This is a genomic window from Janthinobacterium sp. SUN033 (assembly GCF_030397595.1).
Classification (GTDB): Bacteria; Pseudomonadota; Gammaproteobacteria; order Burkholderiales; family Burkholderiaceae_D; genus Janthinobacterium; species Janthinobacterium kumbetense.
On sequence record NZ_JAPQNV010000001.1, the window covers coordinates 147,234 to 160,399 of the forward strand.

Genomic DNA, 13,166 nt, shown 5'->3' on the forward strand with positions numbered 1-13,166 from the left:
TGAGTCTCATTTACCCTGACGTGCGGATGCATTTTATTTCGCTGCATGTGGACTACATCAGCGGGCGAGAATGTGCAGCTTGCCGTCCTGGCGCAGCAGGCGCACGGGCAAGGCCAGGGGCAGGGCGGCGGCAAATTGCGCCGGCAGCTTCGCGTCGAAGCTGCCGTTCAGGCGCAGGCCGGCCAGGGCCGGGTCGTCAAGCACGAGGCCCGAATCGCCATAGCGCTCGAATTCGGCCAGCGCCTCGGCCAGGGTGGCGTCCTCGAAATCGAGGCGCCCGGCACGCCAGTTGCCCACCGCTTGCGCGCTGACCCTGGCCAGCGCTTGCACGCCCTGCGGCGTGACGGTGACGGTGTCGCCCGCCCGCAGCACTTCGGCATGCGCGCCGGCTTCGCTCTCCACGCGCACCGTGCCTTGCGCCACGCTCACCTGGGTCGTGGCGCCCACGTGGCGCACTGAAAAATGCGTGCCCAGTACCGTCGCCGTGGCCGCTCCCGCGATGACCTGGAACGGACGCGCAGGGTCGGCCTGCACATGGAACATGGCCTGGCCGCGCAGCAGGCGCACGCTGCGCCGGTCGCGGTACAGGGCCACGTCGACGACGCTGCCGCTATCGAGTTCGATGCGGCTGCCGTCGGGCAGGACTTGCGTGGCGAACTGGCCGCGCGCCGTGCTGTAATCGTGCTGGAAGCCGGGGCGCTGCAGATGGCCGGCCAGCGGCCAGGCCAGCAGGCCGCACAGCAGCAGGCAGCCGCCGGCCAGCGCACCGCGCGGCGGGAAAGAGGCCGCCTGGCGCAGCCGCCGCAGCAGCGATGACGGCGTGCCCGCCGCCGCGACGGGCTGGCTGAAGGCCGCCACGCGCTGCGCCGGCAGGCTGGCCAGCAGCGCATCGGTGCGGGCCAGCGCCTGCCAGGCCTGCTGGTGCCGCGGGTCCGCTTCCAGCCATTGCTGCAATGCCGCCAGTTCGTGCGCGGCCAGGCCGGCATCGCGGCGCAGCAGCCATTGCGCCGCCAGGAAGTCGATGTCGTCGGCCGTCGTGTCTTGTGATGTCATGTGCTGTTTCATAGCGTATCCCGCTCGGGCAAGCCTTTTTTACAGGCGAGCATGCCGTTGATGATGTGTTTTTCCACCATGTTGACGGAGATACCCATCTGCGCGGCGATCTCGATCTGGCTCAGGCCATCGAACTTGTACAGTGCGAAAGCCTGGCGGCAGCGCGGCGGCAAGCCCTCGATGATGAGCAGCAGGCGTTCCATGGTTTGCCGGTCGTGCAGCCGTTGCTCGGGTTCATCGGCGCGCGGCGCGCGCAGCTGCATGTGCGGCTCGTCGAGCGCGTCATGGGGCCGCCTCTGGCGCAAGCGCTGTTCGTCGATGGCGATGTTTTTCGCCGTCACGTACAGCAGGGCGCGCTGGCCGCTGTCGGGCGGCGTATCGCCATGCAGGGCGCGGGCGCCGCCTTGCGGCTGGCGCGCCAGGAGGCGGGCGTAGGCTTCCTGCACCACGTCCTGGGCCTTGTCGCGGCATCCCGTGGAGCGCGAAATCAGGCGCAGCAATTCCTGGTAATAGCGTTCAAGCACCGCGCATGTCCCCGTGATCAAAGCGCGCCATGATAGCAAGCCCATCAAATAATAACAAGAATCATTCTCATTTATGATGTAATCTGAGGCGCCGGATAACGCTGGATATTTTTGGCAATGCAGACAATAATCGGCAGCAGAAGGCGCTGTTGCAGAGAATATTGCCATGTATTATCGATTTTATCGATGCTAACTAGGTATATTTTCCGTTTTACATCGATCTTCATGCCATGCATAATCTGTTGCAACTGAAGCCAGACAATCAGCCGCATGCGCCATTCGCCTGCAGCTGCTTGCGGTTTTGACATCCTCCACTTTCTATCAGGAACCTACAATGAAAAAACTGCTCGCTTTTATCGCCGCCGCCGGCTTCTCGCTGTCCGCCGTTGCCGCTCCTGAAGTCTATGTCATCGATGGCAGCCACACTTTCCCCCGCTTCGAGTACACCCACATGGGCTTCTCGACGCAGCAAAGCCGTTTCAATAACACCACCGGCAAGGTCACCCTGGACCGCGCCGCCAAGACGGGCGCCGTCGAAGTGCTGATCGACACCAAATCCGTCGACACGGGTTCGACCCTGTTCAACTCGCACATTCAGGGCGAAGATTTCCTCGACACGGCCAAGTTCCCGGTCGCCACCTACAAATCGACCAAGTTCAATTTTGACGGCGACAAGCTGGCGTCCGTCGACGGCAACCTGACCCTGAAAGGCGTGACCAAGCCAGTTACCCTGACCGTCACCTCGTTCACCTGCGCACCGCACCCGATGCTGAAAAAAGACGCTTGCGGCGCCAACGCCACGGCCAAGATCAAGCGCTCGGAATTCAACGCCGGCAAATATGCGCCAGCTGTCAGCGATGACGTCACGCTGACGTTTGCCATCGAAGCCATTAAACAGTAATTGTTGGCTGCATGATGCAAAATGGCGGCGGACTTCGGTCCGCAGCCATTTTTTTATCTGATTGCCCCTGCCATCACGCCAGGTGATGTACCTCCTGCTGCCCATACACGGGGGTGGTCAAGCCTTCCATGCGCGCCTTCAGTTGCAGCGACAGGTATTGCGAGTAGTGGCGCGACTGGTGCAGGTTGCCGCCGTGGAACCACAGCGCCTGCTGCTGCGTGGGTTTCCACATATTGCGCTGCTCGCCCTCCCACGGGCCCGGGTCTTTCGTCGTGTCTGACCCGAGTCCCCACACCTTGCCCACCTTGTTGGCTACTTCCGGCGAGATCAGGTCGGCCGCCCAGCCATTCATGGAGCCGTAGCCGGTGGCGTACACCACCAGGTCGGCCGGCAGTTCCGTGCCGTCCGACAGCACGATGGAATGGGCTGTCAGCTCCTGCACGCCGACGCCGCTTTTCAGCTTGATCTTGCCCTCGGCGACCAGCTCCGAGGCGCCCACGTCGATGTAGTAGCCGGAGCCGCGGCGCAGGTACTTCATGAACAGGCCCGAATCGTCGTCGCCGAAATCGAGCATGAAGCCCCGTTCTTCCAGGCGCGCATAAAAGTCCGCGTCGCGCTCGCGGATGACTTGGAAGACGGGCTTCTGGAAGTCGGCCAATATCTTGTACGGAATCGAGGCGAACGTCAGGTCGGCCTTGGCCGTCGTCATGCCGGCGGCCAGCGCCCGTTCCGAATACAGGTCGCCCAGGGCCAGGTCCATCAGGGAATCGGACTTGACGATGTGCGTCGACGAGCGCTGCACCATGGTCACGTCCACGCCCGCTTCCCACAGGGCGGCGCAGATATCGTGCGCGGAATTGTTCGCGCCGATGACGACCACCTTCTTGCCGACATACGCGTCCGGCCCCGGATGCTGCGACGAGTGCTGCTGCTCGCCCTGGAACACGTCCATGCCCTTGAACTTCGGCATGTTCGCCTTGCCCGACATGCCCGTGGCCAGCACCAGCTGCTTCGGTTTCAGGGTGACGGGCTGGCCGTCGCGCAGCACTTGCACCGTCCATTCGCCGCTGGCTTCGTCGAAGCTGGCCGATTCGCAGGAAGTCGAGCCCCAGTAGTTCAGTTCCATCACCTTGGTGTACATTTCCAGCCAGTCGCCCACCTTGTCCTTGGGCGTGAAGACGGGCCAGTTGTCGGGGAAGGGGATATACGGCATGTGGTCGTACCAGACGGGGTCGTGCAGGCACAAGGACTTGTAGCGCTTGCGCCAGCTGTCGCCCGGGCGCGCGTTTTTCTCGATGATGATGGTGGGGACGTTCAATTGCCGCAGGCGCGCGCCCAGCGCGATGCCGCCCTGGCCGCCGCCGATGATGACGCAGTAGGGCTGGCGCGCGTAGCCCAGTTCCTTTGCTTCCTGCTCGCGGTGCTCCAGCCAGCTGCTGCGGTTGGTGCGCGCGCCGTGTTCCGCGCCCATGGGCCGCCGGCCGCCCTTGGCTTCCTCAAAACCCTTCAATTCGCTCATGGTGGTGAGCAGGGTCCAGATCTTGCCATCGCGGATGCGGATGAAACCCACGCCGCGCGCCGCCTTCGTTTCCACCGTGATCCAGCTTTGCAGCACGCCGCCGGCCTCGCTGGCATGTTCGCCGTCGGCGATGCGGATGGAGAGCGGCTGCACGGCGCCCAGCTGGGCGGCCAGCATGGCGGCGATCTGCTCGCGGCCTTCCAGGGTTTTCAAATTCCAGGTAAACAGCACCAGGTCGCGCCAGTAGCCGTCCAGTTCGAACAATTGCGCGGCGCCCGTGCTGTCGCTGGCGCGCAGCGCGCCTTCGAGCTGCTCCAGGATGCCGGCCACGGCCAGGTCGTGCGGGTTGCTATCGGTTTGCATCGTGTCTCCTCCAAGTCTGCTGACTTTATGATGGGATGCGGCTGTGTTGCCGCTGACGATGTTGTAACACTGGCGTTCCGGCGCTGCATTGCGCAGCGCAGCATGGCTGAAGTTGAGACGGAAATCTCAGCTTTTCGGACGGCTACTGGCGGTGCGGCGGCACGATGTGCAACTGCTTGAGACGCCGGTACAGGGTGGCGCGCGAGATGCCCAGCATGGCGGCGGCTTGCAGTGGGCGCCATTTGGTGGCGTTCATGGCGTGGACGATGCGCGTGCGTTCGGCCTGTTCCGGCGCGGTGTATGCCAGTGCGTCCGGTGCGACAGGCGCCTCGCGCGTGGCGCGCACGCCGGCCTGGCGCAGCGGTGCGCGCACGCGGGCGTGCAGCCAGGTGCTGCCGCCGGCCAGGCGCAAGGACAGCAGATTGTGTCCCGCGCGCGCATCGAACAGCCGCTCGGCGCGCACTTCCAGCACGTCGCCGACGGGACGCGGCAGCGTGTCCAGGCCCCCGATGACGTCGCGCGCGCAGCGGTTGGCGGCGACGATGTCGCCATGCTCGTCGATGGCGAGCAGCATCTCCGGCTGCACTTCCACGAAGTGGCGGTTGCGGTGCGCCAGCAGGATGCAGCAATGGCCGTAGGACTTCAGGAAAAAGCCGTCCTCGATCAGGGTCGCGCCTTGCCGCACCAGTTGCCTGACCAGGCGCTGGCTGTCGCGCGCGTCGGGGGAAGTCAGCGCGGAGGCATCGAGCACGCCGATCAAGTCGCCGTGCGGCGAAAAGATCGGCGCGGCGCTGCACGTCAGGCCCGTGAACGCGGCGCGAAAATGGTCGGTCTTGTGCACGGTGATGGCTTCCTGGTCGAGCAGCACGGAAGCGATGCCGCACGTGCCTTCCTCCTCTTCCGACCAGCATGAACCCGGGTACAGGCCCGCCTTCTTGAAATCCTTGCGCTGGTCCGCATCGACCGCGTAGTCGATGGTCACGCCGCGCGCATTGGCGAGGATGACGCAGTAGCCCGCTTCGCGCACCATGGCGTGCAGGCGCGGCAGGCACTGGCCCGTGGAGCGCAGAAAACTTTCTTCGGATTGCTGGATGGCGCGCAGCTCGGCGCCCGTCAGGATGCGCGGCCCCGTGGTGGAGGCGGGGTCGAGCCGGTAGTCGTCCAGCGAGCGCCGGTACGATGACGCCAGCCTGGCCGTATCTGCCCCTGGATTGACGATGCGGCCGGAGATCAGGTCGCGCACGCGGTCGATATGGCTGGTCTGGCGGACGTAGGGCATGGCGCTCTCCGGTGTCTCGGTATTTTTTATGGTATGCCCGTTTTTAGCACGAAGCGCTGGCACATGCATGCCGCATTGCAGCATGGGACTGCCGTGAGACGTTCGTCTCACCACAGCCGCGCCGCACAATAGGATGCTTTACAACAATAAAAAAGAGCATCTCTGATAACATTCGCTCAAATTGACAGTCAGCCAGCGCAAGGGATATCTATGGCAATGCAAGCGATGTTCCTGGCACGCAGAACGATGATGCTGGCCTTGCTGGGAGCGAGCGCCTCCTGCGGCGCCGCCGGCCAGCTCGATCCCGATGGCCAGAGCAGCCTGGAAAAGGAAGTGGCCCGGCGCGCCGCCGTCGAACCGGCCATCGGCGCCGACTGGCAAATGACGCGCTCCGTGGAAGCGGGCGTGCAGGTGGCCGGCGAAAACAACTTGTTCTGGAAGCTGTCGAATACGCCCGCGCGTAATCCCGGCTTCGAATTCAACCCCTATTGGTACGAGTTCTATGTCAAGCCGGCCCTTGGCTTCAAGCGCAATCTGGGCGACGGCAAGCAGCTGTATGCGCGCGTTTCCGCCGTCGGCTCCGGCACGGCGCGCCATGATCCATTCGGCGCCGGCGATACGGGCCGCATCTCGATCGAGGAATTCGTCGCCGGCATCCGCATGCCGCTCGGCGGCACGCGCGCCATGCTCGACCTGTCGGCCGGCGCGCAAAATTTCACGCTGGGCACCGGCATGCTGATCGCCAATGGCGGCTCGAACGGCTTTGACCGTGGCGCGCTGAAACTGGGGCCGCGCAAGGCTTTCCAGAATTCCGTGGTGGCGAAAGTAAGCCAGGATGCGTTCAGCGCCCAGGCGTTCTATCTCGACCCGAATGAAAACCCCGACAACGATTCGGGCACGCGCGTCGTCGGCGTTGATTTCAGCTACGCGCCCGCGAACGACCGCAAGGCCGGCATTGCATATGGCAAGGTGCCCCGTTCGCATGCCGCGTATCCGCAGGCGGCGCCAAGCGGCATCGGCGCGCCGCTGGCCGTGCCCGAAGGCCGCAAGGACTTGCAGTTCGTGTATGGCTACGCGCGCGTTCCCGTATTGCCCACCGTGCTGCCGAAAGGCTGGTTCGGCGTTGACGCCGCGCGCGAATGGAACACGCGCGAGCCGATGCGGGCCTGGGGCTGGCGCACGGAAGGGGGCTTTTCGCTGCCCGACGTGGCCTGGACGCCGAAGTTCACGCTTGGCTACCAGAGTTTTTCAGGCGACGATCCGCGCACGGCGCGCAACGAGCGCTTCGACCCGCTGTTTTTCGAAGGCACGCCGGGCGCCTGGGCTTCTGGCAGCAAGGCGACCTGGGTCTTCGTCAATGCCAACGTGAATGCGCTGCAGGCTACCATCGAGCTGCATCCGACGCCGAACGATACCGTGACCGCCTACCTGGCCCAGGTACGGGCCAACCAGATGGGCAGCCCGCTGCAGTTCGGCCAGGCCACGCGCCTCGACGTGCCGGGCGACGCGCCCGTGGTGATCGCCGGCGTGCTGCGTCCGATGCTGGCAAACGATGTCTTCGTCAAGTACGTGCGCGTGGTGAACCCGAATACCTACCTGACTCTGGGCTTCAGCGCTTCGTTCGCGCAGTCGGGCGTCAACCAGCTGGTAAATGGCCAGGCCAGGACGTGGACGGGCTGGCTGGCAAACGTCGTATGGATCTATTAAGTATTCTGTCTATCAAGGAGAGCATCGCATGAATAATTTCCCCAGCATGAAACGCCTGGCCCTGGCCGCAGCCTGCCTGGCGCTGGCCGCCGGCGCCCATGCGGCAGAAACGACGGCGCCGCTGTCGGCCGCCGCCAGCGACCCGGCCACCTTGCAATGGATGGTGGGCGCGCCGCCGCCGGCCGATAAAATCATCCGCTTCGACGATGGCAGCTATTTCAATTTCCCCCAGTTGCGCTGGAGCGTGTCGCATTTCCGCCAGCTGATGCCGACGGTCGAGGTGTCGCGCGGCTTGAAAGCGCCCGTGCCCTTGCCGCGCGCGCTGCGCAAGGATATCGACAGCCTGCGCTTCACGCCCCTGGGCGCGACGGAAACGATGACCTGGGAGCAGTCGCTGGGCGCCAATTACACGGACGGCATCGTCGTGCTGCACCGGGGCCGCATCGTGTATGAGCGCTATTTCGGCGTGCTGAAGGACAGCGGCCAGCATGGCGCCATGTCCGTGACGAAGTCCGTGATGGGCACCATCGGCGCGGCCCTGGTGGCCGAAGGCAAGCTCGACCCGAACAAGAAAGTGGCCGAGTATGTGCCGGAACTGGCCAAGTCCGCGTTTGGCGACGCCACCGTGCGCCAGGTGCTCGACATGACCACGGGCCTGAAATTCAGCGAAGATTACGCCGACCCGACAGCGGAAGTGTGGCAGCACGCGGCGGCTGGCAATCCGCTGCCCAAGCCGAAGGATTACACGGGGCCGCGCAGCTATTTCGAGTATTTGCAAACGGTGCGGCACGAGGGCCGGCATGGCGAGGCGTTCGGCTACCGCACGGTGAACTCCGACGTGCTGGGCTGGATCATCGCCCGCGTCACGGGGCAGAACGTCAACGCCTACCTGTCCGAACATATCTGGCAAAAGCTGGGCGCCGAACAGGATGCCTACATGAGCGTCGATTCGACGGGCACGCCGTTTGCCGGCGGCGGCTTGAGCGCGGGCTTGCGCGACCTGGCCCGCTTCGGCGAAATGCTGCGCAACGATGGCCGCTACAACGGCCAGCAAATTATCCCCCGCGCGGCTGTCGCGGATATCCGCCGCGGCGGCGACAAGCAGCTGTTCGCCAAGGGCGGCTACGATTTGCTCAAGGGCTGGAGCTACCGCGACATGTGGTGGGTCACGCATAACGACCATGGCGCCTACATGGCGCGCGGCGTGTATGGCCAGCGCATCTACGTCGACCCGAAGGCGGAAATGGTGATCGTGCGCTTCGCCTCGACGCCGACGGCAGCCAATGCGGCCAATGACCCGACCACCACGCCGGCCTTCGAAGCGCTGGGCAAGCTACTGCTGGCCAGGCCGAAGTAGGGTGCCAGGCTGACCCTTGCCAGCCGTGCGGCGGAACGGGCACAACTGCAATACACTGTCCTTTCGTCATCACTTGTTGCTTGAGTGATAATTTATTCGTTGCGCGCAAGGAGCAGGCACCGTGGAAACCAGCCAGCCGGATCAACCGCACCCGCCGCTCTGGCGGCGCCTGCTGTGGCCGGTCACCCAGCTGGGTTCGGCCTTCAAGCTGACGGGCACGCACTTGCTGCACCACGTGATCGGCGCCAGCCTGATCGCCGCGCTGATGCTGGCGCTGGAAGGTTTTCACGTGCTCGAATGGCTCGATGCGGCCATGCTGCGCGCCAGCGCGGCGCAGGAGCAGCTGCTGGACCGGGGCAAGGACCCGGGCGCCGCCTACCGGCCCGGCATCATCGAAATCGACCAGCCCGCGTTCGAACAGGTCTTCGACGAGCGTGAACCGCTGGAACGCACGCGCCTGGAGCAATTGATCGCCGGCGCCGCTGCGCGCGGCAGCCAGGTGCTGGCCATCGACCTGGACCTGGCGCCGGCCGTGTACGAACAGCACAAGGCGGGAGAGCGGCCGCTGGACCGCCTGCTCGACCGGCTGGCCGCCGATGGCCGGCAACTGGTGCTGATCCTGCCCGAGCAATCGGACGAGAATGCGAACCTGCCTTGGATACGCGCGCGCTGCGCGGCCGGCATCCACTTTGCCAGCCCGCGGATCCGCGAACGCATGGGCGCCGTCACGCGCATCGAGCTGAAAAGTCCCGTGCTGGCGGCCGTGGCCTTCGAGCTGGCGCATGGCACCGATGAACAGGAGCTGAAGCAGCCCATGCCGGCCGTCCTGTCCGAGCAAAAGCAAGGGCTGGCGCTGGCCGGCCGCGTGTGTCAGCTGGCGCGGCGCACGGGCAGCGAAAGGGAATTGGCGCGCTGGGCGTTCGAACCCGTCATCCGCGGCGACGCCAAGGATGCGGCGGAGCAGAACGCCGTCACCGCGCCGTTTCACCCGGCCGCCGTGGCGCCGGCCTTCCTGAACCCCACGCGCACGCGCGTCAAGCTGGTCGAAGGCCAGGCCGGCGTGGATGCCGGGGCGTTGCGCAAGAACGTCGTGTATATCGGCAGCACGTATGACGTGCGCGACCGCTATACGACGGCCGAAGGCGAGCAGGCCGGCCTGCACCTGCATGCGGCCGCCCACACGTCGCTGGGCATCGGCACGGCCGACGTCAATAAATATGCGGTGTTCGCGGCCGATATCGTCATCGGCGTGTTGCTGGGCTGCCTGTTCGGCGGCCTGTGGACCCTGTACGGCCGCGCCGAACTGGCCATCGACAAGCGCATGGAAGACCACGATTTCAGCCGCCTGCACCGCATGGGCACCCTGGCGGAATTCTATGGCATCCGCCTGATGCTGGCGCTGGTGTGGGCTTCGCCGTTTGCCATCGGCGCGCTGGCCATCTATTTATCGCGCGGCTTGCTGGAGCTGGGCTGGTGGGTCAATCCCGGCCCCCTGATCGCCGGCATGTTCCTGCACGCGATGTCGCTGCGCGACGAAGCCCACCATCCGCACGAGGAAGTGCCGGGCCTGTCCGTGTGGGCCCAGCTGCGCCGCACGCATCCCGGCATCGTGCTGGTGCAGGCGCCGCTGGCTGTGGTGTTGCTGGTGGTGGCGCTGGTGTAGCGAGATGGCAGTTGATTAATTGATCAGCTTCAACCCCGGCGGCAGCGCCTCGCCCAGCATGCGCTTGGTATTCGCTTCGTCCAGCTGCGTCACTTCGCTGACCATCGCCTGCCACAGGGGCGGGGCGCCGACGGCTTTCAGGCGGGTGAGGATGGTGGCGCGCAGTTCGTCGGCGATGTCGCGCGAGCGGTCTCCTGTCATGCGCGCCAGGTGGGTGGCGGCGAAGGCGGCCGGCTCGATTTTTTTCCAGTCCAGCGCCAGCAGCACCTGCAACCAGTCGGCCACGGTGGCGCTGTCGACCACTTCGTGCGCGCTGCCGTGGAAGGGCTGGCGCGCGCCGACCCTGGCCAGCGCCCACAGGGTGTTCGTGTCCGCCGCTTCCCCCTTCTTGCCGGCTTTCTCCAGGCGTTTCAGCAGCCAGGCGCCCACTTCGGCCTTGTAGGCGCCGGGGATGCGCTCGAGCGAGGCGCCCAGGCGCAGCATGTCGTCGTCGCTGCCGTTGACCAGGGTGACGGGGCGGCTGCCGCGCTGCGCCGCATCGGCTTGCAGGTTGAAGGCGAAATCGTCGAGCAGGCGCAATTGCTGCTCCGTGTTCAAGCCGCCGGCCACCCGGCGCCACAGGGTCCACCATTCGGCGCACACCTGGCTATCCTTGTGGTGCTGCACGCCCGTGTCGAACATCGCCCACAGCTGCTCGATGCGCCACGGGTCCAGCGCATCGCCGTAGCCGGGACGCAGGCAGTAGCCGGCCAGATTCAGCCAGACCCGCTCATGCTCGGCGGAGCGGCGCCGGCCGCGGGCGCGCAGCAGGAGGGCGTCGAACAGCTGGCGCAACAGCGGCGTATCCCAGCTTTCGCGCCCGCCCAGCCCCCGTTCCAGGTGCTGGCGCAGCTGGCGTACTTCCTTGACGTCGACCTTTTGCGCCTTGCCGCCGAAAATGCGCTCGATTTTCTCGATGGCTTCCTTCATGCGCGGCGACACGGCTTGAGCCTCGCCACCGCCTTGCTCTTCCTTGCCAACGCGCAACTGGAATTCCAGCAGCCAGCGCGCACTGGCATCGGCTGCGGCCACGCAATGCACTTCCAGCGTCCCCACCTCGGTCATGACTGTCGCCAGCTGCACGGTGATGTCGCGTTTGTCATTGCCGTCGTCTTTGGCGTGCAACACGCTGGCCAGCGGCGGCAGGCGCAAATACTCGCCGTCGTCCAGGTCGACGATCTCGCCCAGCTGCGGCGGCGTGCCCGCCTCAAAGAGGGACGTGGCCAGGTGGAAGCGCACGGGCCGGCCCAGGCGCAGCGCGAACAGGCGCTCCGTCAGGCGGATTTCTTCGCCGCTGGCGCTGCCACGGGGCAGGATGCAGACGGCGCGGTGGTCCTTGCCCGCCTCGCCCAGCACGAGGAAATAGCTGCGCGGCGAACCGCCGCCGATGCGCGGCGCCTGGCCGCGCCGGGCCAGCGCGTAGGCGACGGCGCCACGGGCCACGGCCACGTCGGGATTGTCATTGTGCAGGATGGTCAGCGGCTGTCCGCGCCAGTGCGCCAGGGTGTCGGCCAGGCGGCGCGCCAATGCGTCGGCGCGGAACACGCCGCCATTCAGCAGCAAGGTATCGGGCAGAGCGCCCGCATGCTGTTGCAGAAAGCTGGCCAGGTGGCGCGTGATGGCCGCGTCCTGCGCATATGGCAGGCCGAATTCGACGATGCCGGCGCGGCCTTTTTTCGCCGTGTCGCCCAGCTCCACCTTCGGAAAGAAGCCGTCGACCACCATGGCCGCCACTTCCTCGCGCGTGACGTCGGCGGAACGGCTGCCGCCGATCAGGCGCGAACCGGCGCCCAGCAGGGTGACGGTGGCTTTCTCCGGCGCGTCGGCGGACAGCAGCAGCTCCTTGGCGGCGCGGCAGCGTTCCATCAGTTGCGACAGGCGCGCGGCCGACAGCTTCATGCCGCCTTCCTGGCCGGCGGCCAGGCGCGTTTCCACCAGGCGGGCCAGCGCCAGGTCCATATTGTCGCCGCCGAGTATCAAATGGTTGCCCACGCTGCTGCGCGTGAGCTGCGGTTCGCCGTCGTCATCGAAGGCCACGTCGATCAGGCTGAAATCGGTGGTGCCGCCGCCCACGTCGCAGACTAAAATGCGGCGCGTGTCGGCCAGGTCTGCGCGCAGGGTGGCGCGCCGGCGCTGCAGGAAATCATAGAAGGCCGCCTGCGGTTCTTCCACCAGGCGTAGCGCGGGCAAGCCCGCCATGCGGGCCGCTTCCAGGGTGAGTGCGCGCGCACCCTCGTCGAACGAGGCGGGGATGGTCAGCACCAGTTCCTGCTGCGCCAAAGGAGCGTCGGGAAAGCGGTGGTTCCAGGCGGCGCGCACGTAGGCCAGGTAGCTGGCGCTGGCCGCCACGGGCGACACTTTCGCGACATCGGCATCCGCGCCCCAGGGCAGGATGGGCGCCTGGCGGTCCACGTTCGCGTGCGACAGCCAGCTCTTCGCGCTGGCCACTAACCGGCCCGGCACCTGGGCGCCCAGCTGGCGCGCCAGGGCGCCCAGTACGGCATGGTCCACGCCGGCCACGTCTTGCTGCGGCCAGGGCAGCTGCAAGTCGCCCGCCGCCAGTTCGCCGGCGGCGGGATGGTAGCGCAAGGAAGGCAGCAGGGGGCGTGCGCCCACTTCGCCGGGAGCGACCAGCTGCTCGATGGCGAACAGGTTTATTCCTGCCTGCGCATCGCCAGCCGCCGCATATGCCACCACCGTGTTGGTGGTGCCCAGGTCGATGCCGACCAGGAAGGCCGGCTTACCCACAGCGCTGCGCATG

At 66.0% G+C, this 13,166-nt stretch carries 10 protein-coding genes; 4 read left to right on the forward strand and 6 right to left on the reverse strand.

The window, feature by feature from the left end; all coding sequences use genetic code 11:
- Window positions 1-57 precede the first annotated feature (57 nt).
- From OX460_RS00760 to OX460_RS00770, 3 genes are all read right to left on the reverse strand, one after another.
- Window positions 58-1,053 (reverse strand): FecR domain-containing protein, encoded by a 996-nt coding sequence (locus tag OX460_RS00760; RefSeq protein WP_251348085.1) that lies wholly within the window; start codon window positions 1,051-1,053, stop codon window positions 58-60.
- An 8-nt stretch (window positions 1,054-1,061) separates the two neighbouring features.
- A complete protein-coding gene (locus OX460_RS00765) occupies window positions 1,062-1,577 on the reverse strand; it encodes a sigma-70 family RNA polymerase sigma factor (protein ID WP_251348086.1) in 516 nt (171 codons plus the stop codon).
- 71 nt (window positions 1,578-1,648) lie between these two features.
- On the reverse strand, window positions 1,649-1,885 hold the full coding sequence (locus OX460_RS00770; protein WP_289897291.1) for a hypothetical protein: 237 nt from the start codon (window positions 1,883-1,885) through the stop codon (window positions 1,649-1,651).
- A gap of 26 nt (window positions 1,886-1,911) precedes the next feature.
- Here OX460_RS00770 and OX460_RS00775 point away from each other — a divergent pair, with 26 nt between their 5' ends.
- Window positions 1,912-2,478 carry a YceI family protein gene (locus OX460_RS00775; RefSeq protein WP_099667289.1) on the forward strand — a complete coding sequence of 189 codons (567 nt, stop codon included), beginning with the start codon at window positions 1,912-1,914 and terminating at the stop codon, window positions 2,476-2,478.
- Window positions 2,479-2,551: 73 nt separating this feature from the next.
- Here the strand turns inward: OX460_RS00775 and OX460_RS00780 are convergent, their stop codons facing one another.
- Both OX460_RS00780 and OX460_RS00785 read right to left on the reverse strand, forming a co-directional pair.
- Window positions 2,552-4,360 carry an NAD(P)/FAD-dependent oxidoreductase gene (locus OX460_RS00780; protein ID WP_289897292.1) on the reverse strand — a complete coding sequence of 603 codons (1,809 nt, stop codon included), beginning with the start codon at window positions 4,358-4,360 and terminating at the stop codon, window positions 2,552-2,554.
- 142 nt (window positions 4,361-4,502) lie between these two features.
- A complete protein-coding gene (locus OX460_RS00785) occupies window positions 4,503-5,639 on the reverse strand; it encodes a helix-turn-helix domain-containing protein (protein ID WP_289897293.1) in 1,137 nt (378 codons plus the stop codon).
- Between the two features lie 210 nt (window positions 5,640-5,849).
- Between OX460_RS00785 and OX460_RS00790 the strand changes: the two genes are divergently transcribed.
- From OX460_RS00790 to OX460_RS00800, 3 genes are all read left to right on the forward strand, one after another.
- Window positions 5,850-7,346 carry an alginate export family protein gene (locus OX460_RS00790; RefSeq protein ID WP_289897294.1) on the forward strand — a complete coding sequence of 499 codons (1,497 nt, stop codon included), beginning with the start codon at window positions 5,850-5,852 and terminating at the stop codon, window positions 7,344-7,346.
- Between the two features lie 28 nt (window positions 7,347-7,374).
- Window positions 7,375-8,703 (forward strand): serine hydrolase, encoded by a 1,329-nt coding sequence (locus OX460_RS00795; RefSeq protein WP_289897295.1) that lies wholly within the window; start codon window positions 7,375-7,377, stop codon window positions 8,701-8,703.
- Window positions 8,704-8,824: 121 nt separating this feature from the next.
- Window positions 8,825-10,366: a CHASE2 domain-containing protein gene (locus tag OX460_RS00800; protein WP_289897296.1), complete on the forward strand. Its 1,542-nt coding sequence runs from the start codon at window positions 8,825-8,827 to the stop codon at window positions 10,364-10,366.
- Window positions 10,367-10,381: 15 nt separating this feature from the next.
- On the opposite strand, the gene OX460_RS00805 is transcribed toward OX460_RS00800, so the two are convergent.
- Complete coding sequence (locus OX460_RS00805) at window positions 10,382-13,165, reverse strand: Hsp70 family protein (protein WP_289897297.1); 2,784 nt, start codon at window positions 13,163-13,165, stop codon at window positions 10,382-10,384.
- Between the last annotated feature and the right edge of the window lies 1 nt (window position 13,166).

What these genes read in the sequence shown, in the direction of transcription:
- OX460_RS00785 (WP_289897293.1), bottom strand. Translation starts at nt 5,639, where the DNA reads ATGCCCTACGTCCGCCAGACCAGCCATATCGACCGCGTGCGCGACCTG.
- OX460_RS00795 (WP_289897295.1), top strand. Translation starts at nt 7,375, where the DNA reads ATGAATAATTTCCCCAGCATGAAACGCCTGGCCCTGGCCGCAGCCTGC.
- OX460_RS00775 (WP_099667289.1), top strand. Translation starts at nt 1,912, where the DNA reads ATGAAAAAACTGCTCGCTTTTATCGCCGCCGCCGGCTTCTCGCTGTCC.
- OX460_RS00805 (WP_289897297.1), bottom strand. Translation starts at nt 13,165, where the DNA reads ATGCGCAGCGCTGTGGGTAAGCCGGCCTTCCTGGTCGGCATCGACCTG.
- OX460_RS00790 (WP_289897294.1), top strand. Translation starts at nt 5,850, where the DNA reads ATGGCAATGCAAGCGATGTTCCTGGCACGCAGAACGATGATGCTGGCC.
- OX460_RS00760 (WP_251348085.1), bottom strand. Translation starts at nt 1,053, where the DNA reads ATGACATCACAAGACACGACGGCCGACGACATCGACTTCCTGGCGGCG.
- OX460_RS00770 (WP_289897291.1), bottom strand. Translation starts at nt 1,885, where the DNA reads ATGTCAAAACCGCAAGCAGCTGCAGGCGAATGGCGCATGCGGCTGATT.
- OX460_RS00780 (WP_289897292.1), bottom strand. Translation starts at nt 4,360, where the DNA reads ATGCAAACCGATAGCAACCCGCACGACCTGGCCGTGGCCGGCATCCTG.